Here is a 23,162-nt window from a genome sequence, read left to right as displayed (position 1 = left end):
GTAGGCCCGGACCACCCCGGCAAAGGGTGCGCGACCCATGACGAAACGCTGACGTCCGGCCCGGACAGCGGCATGCGCCCACTCCGTCGACCTAGCGTTCCGACTGTGAATCGATCCCTCCGCCGTGACCTGTACGCCGCCGGGGCCGCCGTACTGCTCGTGACGGCGGCCGTACTGATCGGCCGTCACATCCAGGGCACCAGCCGCACCCTGTTCGTCGACTGGCCGCCCCTCCTGGCGTCCTGGGGACCGCATCGGGGCCCCGGCACTCCCGCGGCCCTCGTGGTCGCGATCGCCACCGTGGCCTACGGCCCCACCCTCGCGGCCCGCCTCCCCTGGCGCGCTCTGCTGCCCGCCGTCTGGGGTACGGCCATGGCATGGATCTGCTCCCTCGCCCTGATCGACGGCTGGCATCGGGGCATCGCGCACAGGCTCACCAGCCGCTACGAGTACCTCCAGGTCATCGACCGCTTCGACGACATCCCGGCGGCGTTGCGGGACTTCACCCATCACATCCTTCTCGACTCGCCCGACAACTGGCCCGCCCATGTCGCCGGCCACCCGCCCGCGGCCACACTCACCTTCGTCCTGCTGGACCGGACCGGGCTGCGGGGCGGTGGCTGGGCGGGCATGTGGTGCGTCACCGTCGGGGCGACGGCCTGCGTCGCCGTACTGGTCACGATCCGTCTCCTGGCCGGCGAGGCGCTCGCCCGCAGGGCGGCCCCCTACCTCGTCCTGGCCCCGGCCGCCGTGTGGATGGGCACCTCGGCCGACGCGTACTTCGCGGCGGTGGCGGCGTGGGCGGTGGCGCTGCTGGCACTGGCGCTCACGCGACAGTCGCTCTGGTGGGCGGGCGCGTCGGGTCTGCTGTTCGGGCTCACCTGCTACCTGTCGTACGGCCTCACGCTCGTCGCGCTGATCGCGGCAGCGGTCCTGGTGCTCGGCCGGCACGGGATCCGGGAGCGCCCCGCCCTGCTGGTTCCCCTGCTCGCCGGACCGGCCGTGGTCGCCACGGCGTTCACGCTTGCCGGGTTCGACTGGTGGGAGGCGTACCACCTGCTGGTCACGCGCTACCACCAGGGCGCGGGTGGCATCCGTCCCTACGGCTACTGGGTGTGGGCCAACCTGGCCTGCACGGTGCTCATCACGGGCCTGGCGACGGCGGCGGGCCTGCGCCGGACCGGTGCGGTGCTGCTCCACCGCCGCGCCGGCACCCCCGAGCTGGCCGCCGAGGCCCGTCTCGCCCTCCTCGTGTCCGCAGCGCTCCTCGCCCTGCTGGTCGCCGACCTGTCCGGAATGAGCAAGGCGGAGACGGAACGCATCTGGCTGCCCTTCGCGGTGTGGCTCCTCCCGGCGTGCGCGCTCCTGCCCCGCCCACGCGCCTGGCTCAGCGCGCAGGCACTGCTCGCGCTGCTGCTCAACCATCTGCTCTTCACCGGGTGGTGACCGCATGCGCCCTCGTGTGCGACGACGCGGCCGTCGGGTGCGATGAGGAAGTCGGCGGGCAGGCCGAGGCGGCCGCCGTGCGGGCTGGTCGAGGGCAGGCGTTCCCGTCCGCGGGCAACCTCCCGTACACCGCTGAGGACCGCCCGGACGATCGGCCCCCAGGCTCGCGGACTGAGCAGGGCATGGGGCGACCGCTCCACACCGAACTCCGTGTACAGCCTCCTGCCGGGGTCGGCGAGGCGAACGGGAGATCGGTCGTGTGGGGCGACAGTTCCGCAGTGGGCGAGCGGAAGACCACGACCTCGCGTACACCCACGGCCTCGATCTCCCCGTGTCGCCGTATCACGGGAGCTCGGCATGAGCACCATGGGGCTCTACCGGTATGTGCACGTCCGCGAGGAGCTCGAACGGCTCGTCGTCGAGCTCGTACTGAACGCCGTGAACGCCGAGGCCCCCGATCCCGACGCGTCATGGTGGGAGCGGATCGAGGTCGTGGCGCGGCGCCTGCGCGACACCGTGGGCGCTCATCCGGCGGTCGTCCCCCTGACCATCACCCACCGGCACCACTCCCTCGGAGTGCTGCGCTGGTCGGAGACCGTGACCGCGATCCTCACCGAGGCGGGGATCGAGGGCGACCGCCGGGTTGTCGCCCTGCGCGGCCTGCTCGGATACATCATCGGAGCGATCCAGCTGGAGCACCTCGGGCCCCTGTCCGGGCCGGGGACGACAGCCATCACCGAGCTGCCCTGGGAGGGCTCGTCATGCTGCTCGACGGCCTCGGGGGCATGAGGCCGTCGGGCTGCCGTGCGCGTCAGGCCGCTGCCCTGACCGGCGAATCCGCCAGGGCCGGCTGCCTCACGACGCGGCGGCGACGGCTCGGCAGGCCGAGCAGCGGGTTGGCGACGCCCCAGGCCGCGCCCTTGCAGATCAGTTCCTTGTAGACGGCGGCGAACCGGCCCGTCAGGGCCGCCCGGACGGCGCGGTCGTCGGCGGTGACGTACTGGATCAGGCCTTCCTTGCGGCCCAGCGAGATGCACTGGTTGAAGTAGCGCAGTGGCACGTTCGGGAGCTTCCCGCCGGTCAGACGGGCCGCGATGGCGTCGGCGGCCTGCCATGCCATGGGGGTGCCGGAGGCGCACGACATCCGCAGCGGCTTGTCGCCGGGGCCCATGGCCAGGGCCGCGTCGCCGACGGCGTACACGTCCGGGTGCGAGACCGAGCGCATGGTGCCGTCGACCAGGATCTGCCCGGTGCCGTCGACATCCAGGGTGGTCGCCTGCGCCAGCGGATGGACGGCGAAGCCGGTGGTCCACACAGTGACCGCGGCGGGGATCGGCTCGCCGTCGGCGGTGGTGACGCGGTCGGCCTCGACGCCGGTGACGGAGTAGTTCTCGTGGACGGTGATGCCGAGCTTGCCGAAGACCTTCCGCAGGTGCCGGCGGCCCTTGGGGGAGAGCCAGTCGCCGAGTTCGCCGCGGGCGGCGAGGGCGACGTCGAGGTCCGGTCGGGCCTCGGCGATCTCGGTCGCGGCCTCCAGGCCGGTGAGCCCGCCGCCGACCACGACCACGGACTCTCCGGCATCCAGGCGGGCCAAGCGCTCGCGCAACCGCAGTGCCCCGGGGCGGCCCGCGATCTGGTGGGCGTGCTCGGCGACGCCGGGGACACCCTGGTCGTTCCAGCCGCTGCCGAGGGCGTACACGAGAGTGTCGTACTCCAGCTCCTCGGTCTCCAGCTCCTCGGTCTCCGGCTCCCCGGGGCCCTTCGCGTCGACGACGGCGACGGTCCTGCGGTCGACGTCGACGCCGGTGACCTTCGCGAGCTTCAGTTCGACGCCGGTGCCCGCGAACATCTCGCTGAAGGGCCGGGGCCTGAGATCCTGGCCGGCCGCGAGCTGGTGCATCCGGACCCGCTCGACGAAGTCGGGCTCGGCGTTGACGAGGGTGATGGTGACGTCTTCGCGGTGCAGCCGCCTGGCGAGGCGGCCGGCGGCGATGGCTCCGGTGTAGCCGGCTCCGAGGACGACGATGCGGTGCTGCATTTCGGGCTCCTGTCTCGAGCGGGACTCGCCCCTTGAACCGGGCGGCCCGCCGTTCCCTGACAGGAACGTGGTGTGAAGCACGTCACATCGTCGTCGGCGGTGTCAGAAGACCGTGAGCAGGGGATCGCCGTGGTCGGTGGCCGCCCACCGCCTGGTCGCGCGTTCGAGCTTGTCGGGGTTGACCTGGTTGCGGAACCCGGCGATGCCCTCGGCGGTGATCTCCAGGCACATCACTCCGATGACCCGGCCGTCGAGGACCACTACGAGGGCGGGGTCGCCGTTGGCGGTCGTGGCGTAGACGTCGGGCGATCCGCCGACCAGGTCGCGCTTGGCCTTGCCGGGCTTGAACAGACCCCGCATGAACTTCGCGACCGCGAGGGCACCCTCGAAGGCCTTGGCGCGAGCCGGGACCTTCCCGCCACCGTCGCCGACCGAGATGGCGTCCTGGGTGAGCAGCCGCACGAGCGGCTCGGTCCGGCCGCTGGTGGCGGCCGCGAGGAACTCGTCGACGATCCGCCGGGCGGCGGCCTCGTCGACCTCGGTGCGGGCCCTGCCGTCCGCGACGTGTTTCTTGGCGCGGTGGAAGATCTGCTGGGCGGCGGCCTCGGTGATGTCGAGGATCTCGGCGATCTCCCGGTGCGGATACGCGAACGCCTCCCGCAGGACGTACACCGCCCGCTCGTTGGGGGAGAGGCGCTCCAGCAGGGCGAGGACCGCGTACGAGACCGATTCGCGCTGTTCGGCGGTGTCGGCCGGGCCGAGCATCGGGTCCCCGGCGAGCACCGGCTCGGGGAGCCACTGGCCGACGTAGGTCTCGCGCCGCGCGCGGGCCGAGGTGAGCTGGTTGAGGCACAGGTTGGTGAGCACCTTCGTGAGCCAGGCCTCGGGGACCTCGACGCGGTCGATGTCGGCGGCCTGCCAGCGCAGGAAGGTCTCCTGCACGGCGTCCTCGGCCTCGCTCGCGGAACCCAGGAGACGGTAGGCGATGGCCTCCAGGCGGGGCCTGGCGGCTTCGAACCGGTCCACGTCGCTCATGGTCAGGGCCATGACCGGGATCTTAGCCCGGACGTGACCGCTGAGGGACGGGAGCCAAGCGCCGCCGCTAGCCGTGCAGTTCGCGATAGGCGGCGACCGCCCCGGGATGCAGCGGGACGGCTCCCGTGGAGATCAGGCTGCGGGCGTCGAGGAACTGGGTGCCGAGGGCCGGGGTGGGGACGAGGTGGGTGGCGCGGCGGACCAGGACGTGGGTGAGGGCGGCGGCGACGGAGGCGGGGAGGTCGGGGCGGCAGAGCAGAAGGTTGGCGACGCCGATGGTGGGGACCTCGGGGGACTTCCGGTACGCCCCGGCCGGCACCGAGACCGACTCCAGCCCCGACCCTGCCGAACCCATGTCTGCCCGCAGCCGGGGCAGCAGGCCGGACAGGGGCAGCAGGCGGACACCGGGGTGCGTGTCGAGCCAGGAGAGCACGGGGAGCGGCACGCCCCCGGCGACCAGCAGGGCGTCGATCGTTCCGGCCCGCATCGCACGGGCCGCCTCCGGCATCAGCAGATGCCGGACCCGTACGTCGGTGCCGGGGGTCAGGCCCGCGACGCGCAGCAGCCGGTCGCCGAGCACCGCGCCGCCGGACGCGGCCGCGCCCAGGGAGACGGTGCGGCCCGCCAGGTCGGTCACCGTGTGGACGGGGCCGTCGGAGCGCACAGCCAGCTGCACGTAGTTCTCGTAGACCCGGCCGATCGCGCGGAGCGGAACACGGCGGCCGAACGGTGCGGTGCCGCCGTACCCCGCCCACGCGATGTCCGACAGGGCCGGCGCCACATCGGCTCGGCGAGCCTGGAGCAGCCGTACGTTGTCCACGCTGCCCTCGCTGGTGACCACCTCGCAGGACAGCCGCGGGTATACGGCCGTGACCTGGGCGGCGAGCAGCCGGCCGAAGGCCGTGTAGAAGCCGTCGGTCTCGCCGGTCGCGATCCGCAGCTCTCCCTCCGGCCCGCGGTCCGCGTGCCGTGCGTCGGCCGCCGCGGAGCCCGCGATCAAGCCGGTGCCCGCCACGCCGAGTGCGGCGCGCAGGGCGGTGCGGCGGCTCATGGAACGGGCGGAGCCGGTCATGCCGGGTGCCCCTTCGGGAGGACGACCCGGACGCGCAGGCCGTGCGGTTCGGCCGCGGTGAACTCGACGTGTCCGGCGTGACCGGCCACCAGCCGCTCGGCGATCGCCAGACCGAGTCCGCTGCCGCGCACCTCGCGGTGGCGTTCCGAGCGCCAGAAGCGGGTGCCCGCCCGGGAGAGTTCGCCGGCCACGAGGCCCGGCCCGTCGTCCCGCACCTCGAGCACCGCGTCCGGGCCCTCGCCGATGCAGCGTGCCTCCACGCGGGCGCCGTCCCCCGCGTACTTGATCGCGTTGTCGAAGAGGATGTCGGCCACCTGGGCCAGCTCTCCCTCCGGGCAGGCCATGAGCACGGCGGGGCCGGGGACGAACTCCAGGCGGACTCCGGCCCGTTCGGCCACGGGCTGCCACAGCCGGGCCTGGGCCGCGGCGACCGCCGTCGCGTCGCAGCACGACTCCCGTGCGTCCGAGACGGCCAGTTCGCCCGCGCGGTGCTCGGCGTTCGCCAGCGTGAGCAGGTCGTCGAGGAGGTGCTCCATGCGTTCGAGCTCGCCCGTCACCCCGGTGTAGGTGCGGGTGGCGGAGGTGCGCAGGTGAGGCTGGAGCGAGTCGATGCGCAGCCGCAGGGCGGCCAGCGGGTTGCGCAGCTGGTGCGAGGTGTCGGCGACGAGCCTGCGCTGCTGTTCCAGCGCGGTGGTGACGCCGTCGGCCATGCGGTTGAAGCCGGTGGCCAGCTGGCGCAGCTCCGGCGGGCCGCCGGCCCGGGCGTGCTCGGGCGGCAGCCCGGCGGCCAGGGTGCCGACCGCGCGGTCGAGGCGGTGCAGCGGCCGTACGACCCACTGGGTGGCCCGGCGCGCGAGCAGCACACAGGCCACGGCCAGCAGCCCGGCGCCGGCCAGGACCAGCGCCCAGCGCAGGGCGATGTCGTCCGCCGCGACCCGCACCGAGGCCCGCAGCACCACGGCACCGGACACCCTGGTGCCGGTGCCCACGGGACGGGCGAGCAGCCGGTCGGCCCGGGACCAGGGCCGCAGCGTTCCGCCGGGGGAGACGGGCTGGTTGCGCAGCGCCGCGTCCACGAGCCGGGCGACGGCGGGGTCGGCCGCGCGCAGGCCGCCCGTCTGCACCACCGGGGCGCGGCGGGCGTCGACGACCACGACGGCCTCGCCGTACAGCTCGGTGTAGCGGCGCACGTCGGCGGTGAGCGCGCCGGTGTCGTCGCTCTCGGCCGCCTGCTCGGCCAGCCCGGCGAAACGGTCGAGGTCGGCGGTGCGCGCCGCGACGAGCTGCTGGGTGCGCTGCGCCGAGGTGACGGCCAGCAGCGGGACGGCGAAGCCGGCCACGGCGAGCACCACGAAGGCCAGGACCACGGTGAGGACGCGGGTGCGCATGAACAGGGCCTGCCGTGAGAACCGGGCTCAGTCGCCGAAGCGGTAGCCGAAGCCGCGGATGGTGGTCAGCACCTCGGGGCGGCCGAGCTTGGCCCGCACCTGGGTGAGGTGCACGTCGAGCGAGCGGGACACGGCGAGGAACGCGTCCCCCCACACCTCGTCCATCAGCTGCTGGCGGCTGACCGCCGTGCCGGCCCGGGCCGCCAGCGCGGCGAGGACCTCGAACTCCTTGGTGGTCAGCCGCACCTCCGCGCCGCCGACCAGCACCCGGCGGGCGTCCAGATCGACCTCGACGTCCCCGGCCCGCACCGTGCGCGTGGCCGGGGCCGAGGACGCCGCCGCCCGCCGGGTGACGGCCTCGATGCGGGCCAGCAGCTCGGCCAGCCGGACCGGTTTGACCAGGTAGTCGTCGGCGCCCAGCCGCAGGCCGCGCACCACCGACCGTTCGTCGCCCCGCGCGGTGAGCACCACCACCGGCAGCGGGCTGACGGCGCGCAGCTTGCGCAGCACCTCCAGACCGTCCAGGTCGGGCAGGCCGAGGTCGAGCAGCAGCAGGTCCGCCTGCCGGTGGCGGGCGAGGACGTCCTCGCCGCGCTTCACCCTGGCCGGCGCGTGGCCGTTGTCGTACAGGGCCTCGGTCAGCGCGCCCGCCACACCGTCGTCGTCCTCGGCCAGCAGCACCCGCACGGTCGCCTCCTCTCCCGCCTCGTCAGTCGCGAGACCGGGAAACGTCCTCGTCCAGCGGCGACGCGTCGGAGGTCTCGCGCATCCGAATGTAGACGAGCAGCGAGATCAGCACGCAGGCGGTCACGTAGTAGAAGTACCAGTTCTCGTGTCCGGCCTTCTTGAACCAGAGCGCGATGTACTCGGCGGTACCGCCGAACACGGCCACCGTCAGCGCGTACGGCAGGCCGACGCCGAGCGCCCGGATCGAGGTCGGGAACAGCTCCGCCTTCACCACCGCGCTGATCGAGGTGTACAGGGAGCTGACGGCCAGCGGCCCGACCATCAGCAGGAACGCGTACACGGGGTCGCTGGTGTGCGACAGCAGCGTGAGCGAGGGCACCACCACGACGGTGCCCAGCGCCCCGAACGCGATCAGCAGGGGACGCCGCCCCACCCGGTCGGAGAGCAGCCCCATCACCGGCTGGAGCAGGACGAACACGAGCAGCGCGAAGAAGTTGATCCAGGCGGCCGTCGGCTTGGGGATGCCGCTGGTGTTGACCATGAACTTCTGCAGATAGGTCGTGTACGTGTAGAAGAACAGCGTGCCGCCCATGGTCAGCCCCACGACGACCAGGCACTGGCGCGGGTAGGACAGCAGCAACCGCAGGCTGCCGCGCGCCGGGCCGTCCTGCTTCTTGTCGCCTTCCGACGCGGCGCGCTCGAAGCTCTCGGACTCGTCCATGCCGCGCCGCAGCCACAGCACGATCACCGCCCCCGCGGCGCCGACGACGAACGCGATCCGCCAGCCCCAGGAATCCATCTGCGCGGGGCTGAGCACCTGCTGCAGCACGATCTGCAGACCGAGCGCCGTCAGCTGGCCGGCGATGAGGGTGACGTACTGGAAGCTGGAGTAGTAGCCGCGGCGGCCGGGCGTGGCCACCTCGGACATATAGGTGGCGGAGGTCGAGTACTCACCCCCCACCGACAGCCCCTGCAACAGCCGGGCCAGGACCAGGAGGACCGGCGCGGCCACCCCGATCGAGCCGTACGACGGGGTCAGCGCGACGATCAGCGAACCGGCCGCCATCAGCGTCACCGACAGCGTCAGCGCCGCGCGGCGGCCACGGCGGTCGGCGTAGCGGCCCAGGACCCAGCCGCCGATCGGCCGCATCAGGAAGCCGACGGCGAACACCGCGGCGGTGTTCAGCAGCTGGGCGGTCTGGTCGCCGGAGGGGAAGAAGACCGACGCGAAATAGACGCTGAAGGCGGTGTACGCGTACCAGTCGTACCACTCGATCAGATTGCCGATCGATCCGCGCACGATGTTGCTGACGACTCTGCGTTCGCCACTACGCGGCTTTCGCGCACGCTCGGCGGTGGTCTGTGTGGCCATCGGAACTCCCTTGTCTGCGGCCCGGAAGCACACAGAGTCGACGGCGCGAACAGGGCCGCTCAATGTCGGGAGCCAAGTCCTTACAGTCCCTTAGGGCTTCCCCGAGCCACATGATCGACATGGTGACGGTGAGCACGGAGATCCGCTGAGCTGGTGACCACGAATGAATACTCAATTATCCTGGTTTGCACTCAATACCGTGCATAGCGATCAAGGTCCGGTGCTGCTTTGGGCGGGATGGCGCGATGACGCAACCGGGAACCACCGGGGACGATCCGGTGGCGGAGCCGGTGCGGCCCGACGGCGAGGCGGCAACGGCCAGGGCGGTCGTGGACGCACACGGCAGGCTGACCGGGTGGAGCGAAGGCGCACGACGGCTGCTCGGGTACCGGGCACCGGAGGTCACGGGCCGCTCCGCGACCGTTCTGCTCGCCGGCGCGCCGCCCACCGAGACGCTGCGTTCCATCACGGGGCTACGCCGGTGGACCGGCTCGGTGGACCTCCGCCACCGGGACGGCCACCTCGTCCGGGTCGGTCTGCTGGCCCACCGCCGTGAGCGGGACCCCTCCGGTGACGGCAGCGGCCATGAGTGGCTTCTCGTCTCGCCGCTCGCCCTCTCCCGCACCGAGATCGACGAGGACGGTCTGCTCGGGTGGTCGCTCACCCAGTCCCCGTGCACCACGGCGCTCTACGACACGCGGCTGCGGCTGCTGCGGGCCAACGCGGACATGGAACGCGTGATGGGCCTGACCGAGGCCGAGATGCGCGGGCTACGGGTGTCGGAGATCGTCCTCGACGCGGAGAGCGAGCGCACCGAGCACCTGATGCGGCAGGTCCTGCTGACCGGCGAACGACAGCACCTGCGGGCCGCCCTGCAACTCTCCGGCGACCGGCGGGAGAGCCTGTGGACGGTGACCCTGGCGCCGGTGCACGACCCCGACGGCCTGATCCAGGGCATCCTCCTGTCCGCCCACAACATGACCGAGGAGCACCTGGCCCGGCAGCGCCTCGCCCTGGTCGCCGAGGCCGGCGTCCGTATCGGCACCACCCTCGACCTGGCACAGACCGCTCAGGAACTGGCCGATGTCGCCGTCGGCCGGCTGGCGGACTTCGTCACCGTGGACCTGCTCCCCGACATCGAGGACGACCAGGAACTGCGCGCCATGACCCTGCCCAGTCCGGTCATGCTGCGCCGGGTGGCCAACCAGTCGGTACTGCCGGGCTGCCCCGAAGCCGTGGTGCCACTGGGCACGGTCGCCGTCTACCCGAATGTGTCACCGGCGGCCGAGGTCCTCGCCTCGGGACAACCCCTGATCCACGAGGTGACCCCGGCCGGCGTGGCCAAGTGGGAGAGCCAGGCCCCGGAGCGGGCGGAACGGGTGCGACGTTTCCGTTTCCACTCGGTCCTGGCGGTGCCGATGCGGGCCCGCGGCATCACGCTCGGCGTGGCCACCTTCACCCGGCACCGGAGTCCGGAACCCTTCACGGAGGACGACCTGCTCCTGGGGCAGGAGATCACCGCCCGGGCCGCGCTGAGCATCGACAACGCCCGCCGCTTCACCCGGGAGCGCACCACGGCGCTGACCCTGCAGAGCAGTCTGCTGCCGCAGGGGAATCCCCGGCAGCCCGCGGTCGAGACCGCCTCGCGCTATCTGCCGGCCAGCGCGCAGGCCGGTGTGGGCGGCGACTGGTTCGACGTCATCCCGCTCTCCGGCGCCCGGGTGGGCCTCGTCGTCGGCGATGTCGTAGGGCACGGGATCCAGGCCTCGGCCTCCATGGGGCGGCTGCGGGCGACCGTGCGCACCCTGGCGGACGTCGACCTCCCGCCCGACGAGCTCATGACGCACCTGGACGATCTGGTGGACCGGCTCTCGGCCGAGGGCGAGGACGACGCGCCCGGCAGCGCCGCCGCCGACATCGGCGCCACCTGCCTCTACGCCGTCTACGACCCGGTCAGCCGGCGCTGCTGCGTGGCGCGCGCGGGCCATCCGGCGCCGGCGCTGCTCATCCCTGGCAGTGAACCGTTTCTGCTCGACCTTCCGGCCGGGCCGCCTCTGGGTCTTGGCGGACTGCCGTTCGAGGCGACCGAGATCGAGCTGCCCGAAGGCAGCCTGCTCGCGCTGTACACCGACGGTCTCGTCGAGGCGCGCGGGCGCGACATCGACCAGGGCGTCGACGACCTGCTCAAGACGCTGGCCCGAGCGGGATCCTCGCTGGAGAGCACCTGCGACGACGTGCTGCAGGCGCTGCTCCCGGACCGCGCGGCCGACGACGTCGCGCTGCTGCTGGCCCGGACGAAGGCCCTGGACTCGGGCCATGTGGCCACCTGGGACGTACCACCGGAACCGTCCGAGGTCGCCCGGATCCGGCGCAGCGTCACCCGGCAGTTGCAGGAGTGGAATCTGGAGGAGGACGCGTTCGTCACCGAACTCGTCGTCAGCGAACTGATCACCAACGCCATCCGCTACGCCGAGCCGCCCATCGAACTGCGCCTGATCCTGGACCGCCACCTGATCTGCGAGGTGTCCGACACCAGCAGCACGGCACCGCACCTCCGCCGCGCCCTCACCTACGACGAAGGCGGCCGCGGCCTGCTCCTGGTCGCCCAGCTCAGCCGAAGGTGGGGCACCCGCCACGCCCGCCGCGGGAAGACCATCTGGGCGGAACAGGCCCTGTCGACAGGCGACTCGGGCCCGGCCACGAGCTGATCCGGAGCCGGCTCGGACCGCTTCAGATGCTGTCGTCACTGCGTTGGACACCCGCGCGCGGGAGATGGACCGCTGGATGTCCCGCTGAGACGGTGCGTCCAGTGGCCCGAGTCGTAATGGAGGTCCATGTAAGGCTCGGCGAGCCATACGCTTTCGAGCAGACTTGGCTGTACCGTCGCGCCGATGCGGACGCCATGCCGGCCTGCGGCACCGGCCGACTCGCCTTCCCCCTGCGCGACCGGTTCGCGGACGTCTGGGCCGTGGACGCCGAACCGGGAAGGACCGAGGTGGTCCGCGCCAAGGCGGACGCCGTCGGCGCAGCCCACGGTCGACTTCGCCTACGAACTGGCTCGCGGGTCAGCTCCCGCGTGACTGCCAGGATCTCCGTTCCTCCGCCGCGGCTCGGTCCATCGACCAGACTTGCTCTTGTTTCCCTACGGAGGAGGATTGGCAAGCATGGCGAGCAGCGCACTTCTGGTGATGGACGTCCAGCGGGACGTCGTGGCCATCGCTGATGACGGTTCTGGGTATCTGCCGCGCTTGCGCAGGGCGATCGACGGTGCCAGGGCTGCCGGGATCCCCGTGATCTATGTGGTGATGGGATTACGGCCCGGCGACCCGGAAGTCAGCCCGCGTAACAGGGTGATGGAGAATGTCCTGCGGGCCGGCCTGTTCACCGAGGGTGCTCCCGGTACCGAGATCCATGACGACGTCGCGCCCCGGCAGGGCGACGTGGTGGTGACCAAGAGGCGGGGGAGCGCGTTCTCGGGCAGCGACCTCGACCTGGTGCTCAGGGCTCGCGACATCGACAGCCTGGTTCTCACCGGCATCGCCACCAGCGCCGTGGTGCTGTCCACTCTGTGGCACGCCATCGACCTGGACTTCGGCCTCACCGTCCTCGCGGATGCCTGTCTCGACACCGACCCCGAGGTGCACACGATGCTCACTGAGAAGTTGTTCCCGCAGTGGGCGGAAGTCCTCGCCGTCGAGGACTGGCTCAAAGCCATCACACCAGAGTGAGACCGGCCGGCGGTGTTCCGTGCCCTCTGCCCGCCCCTACAACCCCGCGATCCCGTTCCACCGCTTTCCGAACTCCACCCGCTCCGTCGATGTGATGTCACGCGCGACGGCGAGCCGGCTGCGCAGCTCCGTGTCCAGGAAGATCAGAGGGTTCTCGGCGAGGGCGGCCGTCTCCTTGTCCTCGGCGGAGGCGAGGACGTCCTGGGCGGCCGGGACCGGGCAGACGTAGTTGACCCAGGCGGCGAGTTCGGCGGCGACCCCGGGGTCGTAGTAGTAGTCGATCAGCCGCTCGGCATTCGCCTTGTGGCGGGCGAGGTTGGGCACCATCAGCGACTCGGCCCACAGCTCGGCGCCGCCTTCGGGGACGACGAACTCGATGTCCGGGTCGTCCGCCTGGAGCTGGATCACATCGCCCGAGTACGCCTGACAGGCCAGTACATCCCCGCTCGACAGGTCCTTGATGTAGTCGTTGCCGGTGAAGCGCCGGATCTGTCCCCGGCTCACCTGCTCCTCCACCTGGTCGCAGACCGTGTGGAAGTCGTCGGCCGTCCACCGGGTGATGTCGACGCCGTTGCCTTGCATCAGCAGCGCGAACGCCTCGTCCAGACCGGACAGCAGGGTGACCCGGCCCTTCAGGTCGCTCGCCCACAGATCGGAGACCTGCCGTATCTCCCGGCCCGTCCTGCGACGGTTGTACGCGATTCCGGTGATCCCGGACTGCCACGGCACGGTGCACCTGCGGCCGGGATCGAAGGCCGGTGAACGCAACTGCGGGTCCAGATACCTGGTGACGTTCGGCTGCCGCGCCCGGTCCATCTCCTGGACCCAGCCGAGCCGTACGAACCGCGCGCACATCCAGTCACTGATGACGATCAGATCGCGGCCGGTGGGCTGATGGTTCATCAGCGCAGGGCTGATCTTGCCGAAGAACTCGTCGTTGTCGTTGATCTCCTCGACGTAGTCCACCGATACGCCCGAGCGCCGCTCGAAGCCCTCCAGCGTCGGTCGCCGCGCCTGGTTCTCGTCGTCGGTGTCGATGTACAACGGCCAGTTCGCCCAGATCAGCCGTCGATCGGTGGCGGAGAGGTCGGCCGCGGCACGGTCGCCGGGGCGCACGTACGCGGCCGGCACACCGCACCCGGCGAGTCCGCCGAGCACCGCGCCGGAGCCGAGCGCGCGCAGCAGGGTGCGGCGGGAGAGCGGAGGCATCGTCTTCAGGGGCATTCGGGCAGCATGCCGCGCCTTGCGGGACCGAACAATCGACACCGCGTCCGGAAGCCGATTCGTGAGTCACATAACGGTTTGACCTTACTTTCTCTTTGCGATTGGCTACGGGCTCGACCACCATGATCCGGGGGGATCTCAATGCACCGCACCATCCGCGCGGCCGTCTGCTCCGTCGCCGTCGCCGGCCTCGCGCTCGGCCTCAGTTCCTGTTCCGAGGCGGTCGACCAGGTCGACAAGGCCGTGGACGAGACGTACGAGGTCACCTACGAGGTGACGGGGAAGAACGTGGACTCGATCGAGTTCCACGGCGGCGGTGGCAAGGCCACGGCGCCGAAGATCGAGTCGGTGTCGAAGCCCGAGCTGCCCTGGACGAAGACGGTCAAGCTGCGCGGCATCATGCCAGCGGCGGTCATGCCGGTCGCAGCGGATCCCGAAGGCGCCCAGGTCGCGTGCAAGATCACCTACGAGGGCAAGGTGATCGAGGAGCAGAGCTCCAAGGGCCTGGTGACCGCGGGTGGTTGCACCGCGGAGTCCCCGGTCACGGGCTAACTCTGGGGAGGCCTCGGCGGGACCCCACCAGGAGGTCCCGCACCCATCTTCCATGGGGCATGCGAAGCGGCCGTCGCCTCGCAGGAGGACGAGGGCGTGCACGGAGAGGCTCCCCCTGGTGTGGTGTGGTGTGGTGTGGTGTGATGCGGTGCGCGGTCAGTAGTCCGCGACGAGTTCCCGCAGGCGCGCGCAGGTCGTGCGGTACGTCTCGGCGAGGGCGGACTCCTGGCCCGGTTCGTATCGCGCCGCCCAGTCGTCGCAGGTCGAGAGCGGCGTCCTCGATCTCGGACTCCTAGTCGGCAGTGACTGACGGAGTCGAAGCGCGGCGGTGGCGGGCCGCCGGGTGGGAAGCGGGCAGGCGGTCGCCGTGGCCGAACAGCTTCTGGCGCAGCGTGCCCTGCTCGTACGCCGTCTTCAGCAGGCCCCGCTTCTGCAGCACCGGAGCCAGATGGTCGGCGAAGTCCGTGAAGGTGCCGGGGCTGGTGACGTAGGCGAGGTTGATCCCGTCGACGCCGGCGTCCCGCCAGCGCTCCAGCTCGTCGGCGATCCGCTCCGGCACCCCGGCGACCGGCCGCGTCCAGGCGCGCGCCCGCAGCACCTCGCCGAACGTCCACGTCCTGTCCGGCGCCCCCTCCACCAGCGAGCGCACGAAGCCCTGCACGCCGTTGGTGTCGATCTCGCCGACCGGAGCGTCGAAGTCGACCTGCGACAGGTCGAGTTGCAGTGATCCCGACAGGTGCGCGGCGAAGCCCTCGAGGCTCGTGTGTTCCCGGTAGTCGGCGAGCTTGCGCTCCGCCTCCTCCTCGGTGCTGCCCACGATCAGGGTCAGCCCCTGGAAGAAGAGGATGTCGCCGCCGTCCCTGCCGTACGCCATCGCCCGCGCCCGGACGTCCTCGACCTGGGCCCGGGCGCCCTCCGGTGACACGGCCCCGAGGAACACGGCCTCCGCGTTCCGGGCCGCGAACTCCCGTCCCCGCTCGGACGATCCGGCCTGGAAGAGGATCGGCGTGCGCTGCGGGGAAGGCTCCGACAGATGAGGGCCGTTCACACGGTAGAAGCGGCCTTCGTGGCGGACGTCGTGAATACGGGCCGGGTCCGCGTAGATACGTCGCTCGCGGTCACGCAGGACGGCGTTCTCCTCCCAACTCCCCTCCAGGAGCTGGTAGAGCACATCCGTGTACTCCTCGGCCCGCTCGTACCGCTCGTCGTGGAGCGGAAGCCCGTCCAGGCCGAGCCCCCGCGCCGCCGACTCCAGATACGACGTGACGATGTTCCACGCGACGCGGCCCTTGGTGAGGTGGTCGAGCGTGGTGAGGCGCCGCGCGAAGTTGTACGGGGGTTCCTGGAGCACCGACTGGGTGAAGGCGAGGCCCAGATGTTCGGTGGCGTGTGCGAGGGCGGCGACCAGCAACGAAGGGTCGTTGACCGGGATCTGGAGCCCTTCGCGCACCGCGGTGTCGCGGGAGGCGCGGTAGGTGTCGTACGTCCCGATGACATCGGCGAGGAAGAGCGCGTCGAAGTACCCGCGCTCCAGGGTCCGCGCGAGCTCCGTCCATGTCTCCAGATCGGTGTACGAGGTCTGGCTGGTGTCGTCGCGCACCCACTGGCCGTGGTTGATGTGCGAGACGCAGTTCATGGCGAAGGCGTTGAAGCGCAGCGGACGGGGTGCGGAGGTGTCGGTCATCGGGGGGCTCCGGCGGTGGCGGCGGGGTGCGGACGCACGGCATCCAGCAGGGCGCGGGTGTAGGCGTGTCGAGGTGCGGAGAACAGGTCCTCGGCGGGCCCCGACTCCACGACCCGGCCGTCCTTCATCACGAGGACGTCGTCGCTGACATGCCGTACGACGCCGAGATCGTGCGAGATGAACAGGTAGGCCAGCCCGAGGGACTCCTGCAGTTCGGCGAGCAGGTCGAGGACCTGGGCCTGCACGGAGACGTCGAGCGCGGACACCGGCTCGTCGAGGACCAGGACGGTCGGGCACGGGGCCAACGCCCGTGCCAGCGCGGCTCGTTGCCGCTGGCCTCCGGAGAGGGAGAGCGGATGCCGGTCGAGGGTGTCCTCGGGGAGGCCGACCTGTGCGGCGAGCTCGGTCACCCGGTGTGCGGCCTCGTCGGCCGTCGCCACCGGGTGTCCGGCGCGTCGCAGTCGTACGGCGTCGATCAGCGAGCGGCGCACGGTCCAGCGCGGGTCGAACGCGGAGAGCGCATCCTGGTGCACGAGCTGGATGCCGTGCCGGCACGGCCGCCGCTCCCGCTCCGTCAGCTCGCTCCACGGTTCACCGTGCAGGGTGACCGTGCCCGCGTCGGGGCCGGTCAGGCCGAGCGCGATCCGGGCCGTCGTCGACTTGCCGGAGCCCGACTCGCCCACGATGCCCAGGGTGCGGCCGGCCGCGAGCGTGAACGACACATCGCGCACGGCGTCCCGGCCGCCGAAGGCCTTGTGGATCCCCTCGGCCGCGAGCACGTTCCCCTCGGGGCAATCGCCGGTCCGGCGTGGGGCGGTGGCGGGCCCCGGCGTGAGGCGCGTGCCCTTGGGATGACGGGCCGGGTCCGCGGCCAGCAGGGTCCTCGTGTACGGGTGTCGCGGATTTTCCAGCACGGCGCCCGCCTCTCCCTCCTCGACGATCTCACCGCCTCGCATCACCGCCACCCGGTCCGCGAGCCGTCGTACGACCCCCAGGTCGTGGGTGATGAAGAGCAGACCGCGCTCCCGGCTGCGGGCCGCCGCCAGGAGGTCGAGGATCTGGGCCTGCACCGTCGCGTCCAGGGCCGTCGTCGGCTCGTCCGCGATGAGCAGCGGGGGGTCGAGCGCGAGCGCGGCGGCGATCAGGGCGCGCTGGCGCAGCCCGCCGGACAGCTCGTGCGGACGCTGGGCGGCACGTAGCTCGGGATCCGGGAGGCCGACCTGCGCCATGACGTCGAGGACACGGGCGCGCCGCGTGGCCCGGTCGCCGTAGCCGTGCAGCCGCAGGGCATCCTCGATCTCCTTGCCGACCGGGCGCAGCGGGTCGAGCGAGACGAGCGCGTCCTGGAGCACAAAGCCGATGCCCCGGCCGCGCACCCGGCGCCACCGCCGCTCACCCCATCCGCGTACGTCCTCGCCCTGCCAGGTCAGCCCGTCCGCCGTCACCCGCGCACCGGCGCCGGTCAGGCCGACCAGAGTGCGAGCCGTGACGCTCTTGCCGGAGCCGGACTCGCCGACCAGGGCGACGGTCTCGCCGCGCCGCACGGTGAGGGAGACACCCCGCACGACCTCGCGGCCGCCGAAGCCCACGGTCAGGTTCCGCGCGGATATCAACGCGTCATCGTTGTCTGGGGCGTTGGAAGCCATCAGTTGCTCCTCCCGTCGAGCCACGCCTGCAGACGGCGGCCGAGAACGGTCGTGGACAAGGTGGTCAGGACGATGAACAGGCCCGGGAAGAACGACGTCCACCAGGCGTACTGGAGGAAGGTGCGGCCGTCCGCGAGCATCGCGCCCCACTCCGCCGCCGGCGGCTGCGCGCCGAGGCCCAGGAACGACAGCGACGACGCCCACACCACGGACTGACCGATGCCGAGGGTCGCGAGGGCGGCCAGCGGACGCAGCACGTTGGGCAGGACCGTGCGCCGCACGACGCGCGCGGGGGAGTGCCCGAGGCCGCGCGCCGCCTCGACGTAGCCGGAGCGGACGACGGTGGTGGCCTGCGAGCGGATGAGCCGCGCGTACCCGGCGGCCTCGCCGATCCCGACCGCGATCGCCGCCGTCACCGCGCCCGTGCCGAACACGGCGATGAAGAGCAGCGCGAGCAGCAGCCCCGGGAAGGCGAAGAGGACTTCGAGGACGCGGCCGACGGCGAAGTCCACCCGGCGCCCGCCGAGCGCCGCGCCCAGGCCGAGCGTGATGCCGAGGCTCAGGGAGATCGCGGTGGCGCCGAGGCCGATGAGAAGGGACTGCCCCGCGCCGTACACGACGCGCGTGTACACGTCGCGGCCGTTCTGGTCCGTGCCGAACCAGTGCTCGGCGGAGGGGGACCGGAAGAAGTCGGCGGGCTTGATCGCGTCCGGCGCGTACGACGTGAGCAGGCCCGGGACGAGCGCGGCGACGACGACCAGGGTGAGAAAGAGGCCGGCGGCGAACAGTCCGGGGCGCACCCGCGGCCGGGTACGAGCCGGGGCCAGGGACGTGGTCAGGGCGGTCACGGTCAGATCTCCCGGGGGGTGCGGACGCGCGGGTCGACCACCGCGTACAGCAGGTCGACGGCGAGGTTGACGAGGACGTACACCGTGGCGATGAGCAGCACGATCCCGGTGACGAGCGGCAGGTCACGGGCGATCACGGCGTTCAGGAGCGCCCGGCCGACGCCCTGGCGCGCGAACACCGCCTCCACGACGACCTCGCTGGAGAACAGCGCGCCGACCGCCCAGCCGGACAGGGTGAGCGGCGGCAGCAGCGCGTGGCGCAGGGCACGCCGGGCGCGCACGGCCCCCGCGCTCATGCCGCGCAGCCGTGCCGACGTGACGAACGGCTGGTCGAGGGCGGTGAGGAGCGCGACCCGCGTCACCTGCCCGAGATACCCGGCAAGCGGCACGGCCAGGGTCAGCGCGGGCAGCACCAGGCCGGTGAACCCGGTGCCGCCCGCGACCGGGAACCAGCCCAGACGGAACGCGAACACATACAGCAGCACGACCCCCAGCCAGAAGTGCGGAAGCCCCGCCGCTACCGTCTCCAGACCCGAGCCGAGGGCCCGGCCGACGGCCCCCTCGCCGGTCGACAGGAGGACCACGGCCGTGCCGATCAACCATGCGAACAGCAGTGCCAGGGCGGTGAGCTGGAGCGTCGACGGCAACTGCTCGGTGATGACCGTCCCCACCGACTCCTTCAAGGAGGTCGACACACCCAGGTCGCCGGTGAGCAGCCGCCCGAGATGCTGCGCGTACTGGACGTACAGCGGCTGGTCGAGGCCGTACGCGTGGCGTGTCGCGGCGATCGTCTCCGGTGTCGGATTGGCTCCGGAGCCGCCGCCGAGGAGCACGAGCACCGGGTCGCCCGGCACCAGATGCAGCGCGAGGAACGTGACCGTGGCCGCCGCCCACAGGACGAGTGCGGCGCCCGCCACGCGGACCAGGACCCGGCGGTACAGGGGAGGTGTCGTCATCGGGAGCTCACCCATGCGTCGTAGAGGTAGGGCAGGGACAGGGCCGGTTCGAGGACGGCGCCGCGCACCGAGCCGTTGTGCGCGGCGAGGCGGGTCGTCTGCGGGTAGAGGGTCAGCTGGTAGGCACCCGCGGAGATCAGCCGCTGCGCCTCGCCGTAGAGCCGTTGCTGCTCGGCCGGGTCCGTGGTCGCCTGAGCGGCCCGGAACAGCTTGTCGAGGGCAGGGTCCTTCGCGTACGTCGCGTTGGAGTGGATACCGTTCTTCACGGCGTACTCGCTGCCGAAGACGGTGTGCAGCACATCGGGCGTGTTGGTGTTCCAGTAGCCGTCGCGCAGGTCGTACTTCCCCGCCTGATAACGGCTGTTGACGCTCGCGGCGTCCAGTCGCAGCAGCTTCAGCTGGAAGCCGGCGTCCTTGGCGGTGGCCTGGATCTGCTCCATCAGGGCCAGCTGGTTCGGTGTGATGTCCGACTTGAGGAGTACCTCGGCGGTGAGGCGTACGCCGTTCCTGACGCGGTAGCCGTCGCTGTCGCGCTTGCGCCAGCCCGCCTGGTCCAACAGGGCGTTGGCCTTGCCCGGGTCGTAGGGCCAGGCGTTCTCGTACGCGTCCGAGTAGTGAGGTGTCACATAGCTGAGCGGGCCGCCCGCCCGCCGGTACTGGCCGAAGAACACGCTCTTGAGACCGTCGGCGACATCCGCCGAGTACAGGAACGCCTTGCGGACGCGCAGGTCGTCGAAGGGCACGCGGGAGGTGTTCAGGGCGAGGTTCGTCGGATTGCCCGGGCGGTCGCGCACGACGACCTTCAGACGGTCGTCGTGTTCGGCGGTCCGCTGGTCCTCCGGCGGCAGCGCGTCGATCACGTCGACCTGCCCCGACTGCACGGCGGCGAACCGTGTCGCCGGCTCCGGGATGAACCGCCAGATCACCTTGTCCGCGTACGCCGGCCCGGAGTGCTTCGCGTACGGCGGCGGTGAGTTGTACCGCGGATTGCGAACCAGGACGACGTCCGACTGCCGGTTCCACTTCCGCACGATGAACGGGCCGGTGCCGACGGGCGCCGCGCAGTTCGCCTCCTTGCTCCGGGCGAGGGCCTTCGGCGACTGGATGCCGAGGAACGCCTGCGCGAGCATGTTCAGGAACGGCGAGTACGGGCGGTCCAGACGGACGCGCGCGGTGAACTCGTCGACCACGTCGGTCCGCTGGTAGGGAGCGAGATAGCCGCCCGCCGTACCGGACTGGGTGTCGGGGTCGACCATGTGGTCGAAGTTGGCCTTGACGGCCGCCGCGTCGAAACGGGTGCCGTCGGTGAATCGGACATCGCGCCGAAGGTGGAAGGTGTAGGTCCGGCCGTCCTTCGCGATGTCCCAGGACGTGGCCAGCCACGGCCGGGCCCTGCCCTCGGCGTCGAGCGCGACGAGCGAGTCCAGGACCTGCTGGGCCACGTACGCCTGCGGCATGTCGCCGGCCACATGCGGGTCCAGGCAGGTGGGTTCGCGGTCGGTGGCATAGGTGAGGGTGCCGCCCGGGGCTGGTCGCGCGGTGACGGACGTGGCGGCTTCGCCGGTCCCGCAGGCGGTGGCAAGGAGCAGCAGCGGGAGGGCGAGGAGGAGACGGGAGGGCGGTTTCACGGGGACTCCGAGGGTCAGAAGAAGCCGTTGAGCGGGGGCGGGGTGCCGTTGAGCAGCCAGTCGCCGGACACCCGCGACTTGTGCGCGATCGGGTTGTGGGAGGCGACGGTGCGGGCGTTGCGCCAGTGCCGGTCGAGGTGGTGCTCGCGGAGCGTGGCCGAAGCCCCGCCGACGTCGTAGAGGCGCTCACCCGCGCTCAACGCGGCCCGGGCGGCGGTCACCTGGGCCTGCGCGACCGTGGCGGCCGCCGCGTGCAGGGCGTCCGGGGCGCCGGTGATGCCGTCGTCGGAAGGGACCGCGAGCGCCGCGTCGATCACGCCGGCGGCGTGCAGCACCACCGCCTCGGCGGCCAGCGCCCCGGCCGCGATGTCGCCGACGGCGAGCTGCACCAGCGGATCGTCAACGGCGCTTTCGACTCCCGCGTGTTGCACGGCTCGCGCCTTCTCGCGGGCGTACGTCACCGCGTCCGCCAAGGCCGCCTTGGCGATGCCGGCGTGCACGGCGGCCAGGAACAGCTGGTAGTACGGGCCCAGATGGGTCCGACGCCGCCGGCCGGTCGCGTCGACCGCCACCTCGTCGTCGTACGCGACCACCTGTCGCAGGCGCGTCGTACCGGAGGCGGTGGTGCGCTGGCCGAGCGCGTCCCAGTCGTCGACCAGCTCGACGCCCTCGCGCGAGCGCGGCAGCACGACCCGGACGCGACGGTCCTCGTCGTCGAGCGCGATCACGACGACGTGGTCGGCGAAGAGCGCGCCGGTCGAGTAGAACTTCGTGCCGTCCACGCGGAACGCCGCGCCGTCCCGTGCAATACGGGTGCGAATCTCGCCGGGGTGCGCGGTGCCGCGCTCGGACGCCGCGTTGCCGAACAGCTCACCGGCGACGACCGCCGGATACCAGCGGGCACGCTCGTCAGTGGTGCCCTGGCTGAGGAGCAGTTCCACGAAACCGAAGTGCGGGCGCAACGCCTGCGCCACGTTCGAATCGGCCTCGGCCAGATCGATGACGAGGCGGAACAGGTCGACGAGCGTCCCGCCCGCGCCACCGTGCTCCCGGGGCACCCGCAACGCGCCGAGCCCGCTGTCGCGAACCAAGTCGACGCTCTTGTAGGGGAGTTCTCGCGCCGCCTCCAGCGCTGCGGCGTCGGCGCGGATGCGGTCGAGGAGCTCGGGCGGTGCCACGGAGAGGGCGTGCGTAGGAACGCGAGAGGGCATGGAGAGGCCTCCGGGGGCGGGGCGCGTGTCGGCGAGCGCGCGGGGGCGGAAGACGGCACGGCGTAGAGCCGCAAACTGAAGGGGGAGAGCGCGGAGATGGGCGCGGCCGGGCCTGGGGAGAGGGCGGTGCTCAGCCCTTCGGGCCTGTCAGGAAGGCGACGCGCGACCTACGCGGCGGCGCAGCGACAGACGGCACTCGAGACACGCGACAGATCGACGTGACGTCGCTGTGTGAGCTCTTGCCGGTCGAACATGATCGACATTGAACCAGACGCTGTCATCGCGGTCGAGACGGCTTTGACGAAGCGGCGATCGGGATTCCCTTCCACGGACCGCGGCCGCCGCACCCGGCGCCCGACCCTACGGAGGAACCATGAGCGACCCGGAGAGGAACAAGGCCACGGCCAACGCGTGGCGGCAGAGTATCCCGGCAAGCGCGTTCAAGCGCGCCTTCGCCGAAGGCGACCACGTCGTCCTGCACTGCCACCAGATCTGGCCCGAAGAGGAGTACGCGGGCATCGACATCTTCCGCTTCGACGCGGGCGGCAAGATCGTCGAACACTGGGACGTCCTCCAGGTCATCCCGCCCACCTCCAGGAACGACAACACCATGTTCTAGCGCCACCGTGGGAGGGACGGATGCGTTC

At 71.8% G+C, this 23,162-nt stretch carries 20 protein-coding genes; 6 read left to right on the top strand and 14 right to left on the bottom strand.

Features of this window, described 5'->3' with window-relative positions; translation table 11 throughout:
* Positions 1–72: 72 nt before the first annotated feature.
* Positions 73–1,446 (top strand): hypothetical protein, encoded by a 1,374-nt coding sequence (locus ACWIF2_RS05330; RefSeq protein ID WP_454358719.1) that lies wholly within the window; start codon positions 73–75, stop codon positions 1,444–1,446.
* A 357-nt stretch (positions 1,447–1,803) separates the two neighbouring features.
* Positions 1,804–2,235: a TetR/AcrR family transcriptional regulator C-terminal domain-containing protein gene (locus ACWIF2_RS05325; protein ID WP_454358718.1), complete on the top strand. Its 432-nt coding sequence runs from the start codon at positions 1,804–1,806 to the stop codon at positions 2,233–2,235.
* A gap of 22 nt (positions 2,236–2,257) precedes the next feature.
* Here ACWIF2_RS05325 and ACWIF2_RS05320 read toward each other — a convergent pair whose 3' ends face one another.
* The 6 genes from ACWIF2_RS05320 to ACWIF2_RS05295 all read right to left on the bottom strand — a co-directional run bounded on the left by ACWIF2_RS05320 (position 2,258) and on the right by ACWIF2_RS05295 (position 9,038).
* Complete coding sequence (locus ACWIF2_RS05320; protein ID WP_454358717.1) at positions 2,258–3,484, bottom strand: NAD(P)/FAD-dependent oxidoreductase; 1,227 nt, start codon at positions 3,482–3,484, stop codon at positions 2,258–2,260.
* 102 nt (positions 3,485–3,586) lie between these two features.
* Positions 3,587–4,531: an RNA polymerase sigma-70 factor gene (locus ACWIF2_RS05315; RefSeq protein WP_454358716.1), complete on the bottom strand. Its 945-nt coding sequence runs from the start codon at positions 4,529–4,531 to the stop codon at positions 3,587–3,589.
* A 55-nt stretch (positions 4,532–4,586) separates the two neighbouring features.
* A complete protein-coding gene (locus ACWIF2_RS05310; protein WP_454358715.1) occupies positions 4,587–5,591 on the bottom strand; it encodes a TAXI family TRAP transporter solute-binding subunit in 1,005 nt (334 codons plus the stop codon).
* On the bottom strand, positions 5,588–6,979 hold the full coding sequence (locus ACWIF2_RS05305; RefSeq protein WP_454358714.1) for a sensor histidine kinase: 1,392 nt from the start codon (positions 6,977–6,979) through the stop codon (positions 5,588–5,590). The genes ACWIF2_RS05310 and ACWIF2_RS05305 overlap by 4 nt, the downstream gene beginning before the upstream one ends.
* Positions 6,980–7,006: 27 nt before the next feature.
* Complete coding sequence (locus tag ACWIF2_RS05300; RefSeq protein WP_382487643.1) at positions 7,007–7,666, bottom strand: response regulator transcription factor; 660 nt, start codon at positions 7,664–7,666, stop codon at positions 7,007–7,009.
* A gap of 22 nt (positions 7,667–7,688) precedes the next feature.
* A complete protein-coding gene (locus ACWIF2_RS05295) occupies positions 7,689–9,038 on the bottom strand; it encodes an MFS transporter (RefSeq protein ID WP_454358713.1) in 1,350 nt (449 codons plus the stop codon).
* 245 nt (positions 9,039–9,283) lie between these two features.
* Here ACWIF2_RS05295 and ACWIF2_RS05290 point away from each other — a divergent pair, with 245 nt between their 5' ends.
* Together ACWIF2_RS05290 and ACWIF2_RS05285 are read left to right on the top strand one after the other, a co-directional pair.
* Positions 9,284–11,746 (top strand): SpoIIE family protein phosphatase, encoded by a 2,463-nt coding sequence (locus ACWIF2_RS05290; protein WP_454358712.1) that lies wholly within the window; start codon positions 9,284–9,286, stop codon positions 11,744–11,746.
* A 456-nt stretch (positions 11,747–12,202) separates the two neighbouring features.
* Positions 12,203–12,766 (top strand): cysteine hydrolase family protein, encoded by a 564-nt coding sequence (locus tag ACWIF2_RS05285; RefSeq protein ID WP_454358711.1) that lies wholly within the window; start codon positions 12,203–12,205, stop codon positions 12,764–12,766.
* A 36-nt stretch (positions 12,767–12,802) separates the two neighbouring features.
* Here the strand turns inward: ACWIF2_RS05285 and ACWIF2_RS05280 are convergent, their stop codons facing one another.
* On the bottom strand, positions 12,803–13,990 hold the full coding sequence (locus ACWIF2_RS05280) for a polyamine ABC transporter substrate-binding protein (protein ID WP_454358710.1): 1,188 nt from the start codon (positions 13,988–13,990) through the stop codon (positions 12,803–12,805).
* A gap of 141 nt (positions 13,991–14,131) precedes the next feature.
* Here ACWIF2_RS05280 and ACWIF2_RS05275 point away from each other — a divergent pair, with 141 nt between their 5' ends.
* Positions 14,132–14,542 (top strand): MmpS family transport accessory protein, encoded by a 411-nt coding sequence (locus ACWIF2_RS05275; RefSeq protein WP_454358709.1) that lies wholly within the window; start codon positions 14,132–14,134, stop codon positions 14,540–14,542.
* Positions 14,543–14,834: 292 nt separating this feature from the next.
* On the opposite strand, the gene ACWIF2_RS05270 is transcribed toward ACWIF2_RS05275, so the two are convergent.
* The 7 genes from ACWIF2_RS05270 to ACWIF2_RS05240 all read right to left on the bottom strand — a co-directional run bounded on the left by ACWIF2_RS05270 (position 14,835) and on the right by ACWIF2_RS05240 (position 22,769).
* Positions 14,835–16,226 (bottom strand): LLM class flavin-dependent oxidoreductase, encoded by a 1,392-nt coding sequence (locus ACWIF2_RS05270; protein ID WP_454358708.1) that lies wholly within the window; start codon positions 16,224–16,226, stop codon positions 14,835–14,837.
* The gene (locus ACWIF2_RS05265; protein ID WP_454358707.1) at positions 16,223–17,872 is read right to left on the bottom strand and encodes a dipeptide ABC transporter ATP-binding protein; all 1,650 of its coding nucleotides are present in this window, start codon (positions 17,870–17,872) and stop codon (positions 16,223–16,225) included. Before ACWIF2_RS05265 ends, ACWIF2_RS05270 begins: the two co-directional genes overlap by 4 nt.
* Positions 17,872–18,720 carry an ABC transporter permease gene (locus tag ACWIF2_RS05260; RefSeq protein WP_454358706.1) on the bottom strand — a complete coding sequence of 283 codons (849 nt, stop codon included), beginning with the start codon at positions 18,718–18,720 and terminating at the stop codon, positions 17,872–17,874. The genes ACWIF2_RS05265 and ACWIF2_RS05260 overlap by 1 nt, the downstream gene beginning before the upstream one ends.
* A 2-nt stretch (positions 18,721–18,722) precedes the next feature.
* On the bottom strand, positions 18,723–19,676 hold the full coding sequence (locus ACWIF2_RS05255; RefSeq protein WP_454358705.1) for an ABC transporter permease: 954 nt from the start codon (positions 19,674–19,676) through the stop codon (positions 18,723–18,725).
* Positions 19,673–21,304 (bottom strand): ABC transporter substrate-binding protein, encoded by a 1,632-nt coding sequence (locus ACWIF2_RS05250; protein WP_454358704.1) that lies wholly within the window; start codon positions 21,302–21,304, stop codon positions 19,673–19,675. The genes ACWIF2_RS05255 and ACWIF2_RS05250 overlap by 4 nt, the downstream gene beginning before the upstream one ends.
* Before the next feature lie 14 nt (positions 21,305–21,318).
* Entirely contained in the window at positions 21,319–22,515 is a 1,197-nt protein-coding gene (locus ACWIF2_RS05245) for an acyl-CoA dehydrogenase family protein (RefSeq protein WP_454358703.1), read from the bottom strand.
* A gap of 167 nt (positions 22,516–22,682) precedes the next feature.
* On the bottom strand, positions 22,683–22,769 hold the full coding sequence (locus tag ACWIF2_RS05240; RefSeq protein WP_454358795.1) for a putative leader peptide: 87 nt from the start codon (positions 22,767–22,769) through the stop codon (positions 22,683–22,685).
* A gap of 119 nt (positions 22,770–22,888) precedes the next feature.
* On the opposite strand from ACWIF2_RS05240, the gene ACWIF2_RS05235 reads away from it, so the two are divergent.
* The gene (locus ACWIF2_RS05235) at positions 22,889–23,134 is read left to right on the top strand and encodes a nuclear transport factor 2 family protein (protein WP_454358702.1); all 246 of its coding nucleotides are present in this window, start codon (positions 22,889–22,891) and stop codon (positions 23,132–23,134) included.
* The last annotated feature ends 28 nt before the right edge of the window (positions 23,135–23,162 follow it).

The sequence above is a fragment of the Streptomyces sp. NPDC055506 genome (assembly GCF_053643595.1).
This window is presented reverse-complemented; position numbering and strand designations above follow the sequence as displayed.

What these genes read in the sequence shown, in the direction of transcription:
- ACWIF2_RS05330 (WP_454358719.1), top strand. Translation starts at nt 73, where the DNA reads ATGCGCCCACTCCGTCGACCTAGCGTTCCGACTGTGAATCGATCCCTC.
- ACWIF2_RS05325 (WP_454358718.1), top strand. Translation starts at nt 1,804, where the DNA reads ATGAGCACCATGGGGCTCTACCGGTATGTGCACGTCCGCGAGGAGCTC.
- ACWIF2_RS05320 (WP_454358717.1), bottom strand. Translation starts at nt 3,484, where the DNA reads ATGCAGCACCGCATCGTCGTCCTCGGAGCCGGCTACACCGGAGCCATC.
- ACWIF2_RS05315 (WP_454358716.1), bottom strand. Translation starts at nt 4,531, where the DNA reads ATGGCCCTGACCATGAGCGACGTGGACCGGTTCGAAGCCGCCAGGCCC.
- ACWIF2_RS05310 (WP_454358715.1), bottom strand. Translation starts at nt 5,591, where the DNA reads ATGACCGGCTCCGCCCGTTCCATGAGCCGCCGCACCGCCCTGCGCGCC.
- ACWIF2_RS05305 (WP_454358714.1), bottom strand. Translation starts at nt 6,979, where the DNA reads ATGCGCACCCGCGTCCTCACCGTGGTCCTGGCCTTCGTGGTGCTCGCC.
- ACWIF2_RS05295 (WP_454358713.1), bottom strand. Translation starts at nt 9,038, where the DNA reads ATGGCCACACAGACCACCGCCGAGCGTGCGCGAAAGCCGCGTAGTGGC.
- ACWIF2_RS05290 (WP_454358712.1), top strand. Translation starts at nt 9,284, where the DNA reads ATGACGCAACCGGGAACCACCGGGGACGATCCGGTGGCGGAGCCGGTG.
- ACWIF2_RS05285 (WP_454358711.1), top strand. Translation starts at nt 12,203, where the DNA reads ATGGCGAGCAGCGCACTTCTGGTGATGGACGTCCAGCGGGACGTCGTG.
- ACWIF2_RS05280 (WP_454358710.1), bottom strand. Translation starts at nt 13,990, where the DNA reads ATGCCCCTGAAGACGATGCCTCCGCTCTCCCGCCGCACCCTGCTGCGC.
- ACWIF2_RS05275 (WP_454358709.1), top strand. Translation starts at nt 14,132, where the DNA reads ATGCACCGCACCATCCGCGCGGCCGTCTGCTCCGTCGCCGTCGCCGGC.
- ACWIF2_RS05270 (WP_454358708.1), bottom strand. Translation starts at nt 16,226, where the DNA reads ATGACCGACACCTCCGCACCCCGTCCGCTGCGCTTCAACGCCTTCGCC.
- ACWIF2_RS05265 (WP_454358707.1), bottom strand. Translation starts at nt 17,872, where the DNA reads ATGGCTTCCAACGCCCCAGACAACGATGACGCGTTGATATCCGCGCGG.
- ACWIF2_RS05255 (WP_454358705.1), bottom strand. Translation starts at nt 19,676, where the DNA reads ATGACGACACCTCCCCTGTACCGCCGGGTCCTGGTCCGCGTGGCGGGC.
- ACWIF2_RS05245 (WP_454358703.1), bottom strand. Translation starts at nt 22,515, where the DNA reads ATGCCCTCTCGCGTTCCTACGCACGCCCTCTCCGTGGCACCGCCCGAG.
- ACWIF2_RS05240 (WP_454358795.1), bottom strand. Translation starts at nt 22,769, where the DNA reads ATGTTCGACCGGCAAGAGCTCACACAGCGACGTCACGTCGATCTGTCG.
- ACWIF2_RS05235 (WP_454358702.1), top strand. Translation starts at nt 22,889, where the DNA reads ATGAGCGACCCGGAGAGGAACAAGGCCACGGCCAACGCGTGGCGGCAG.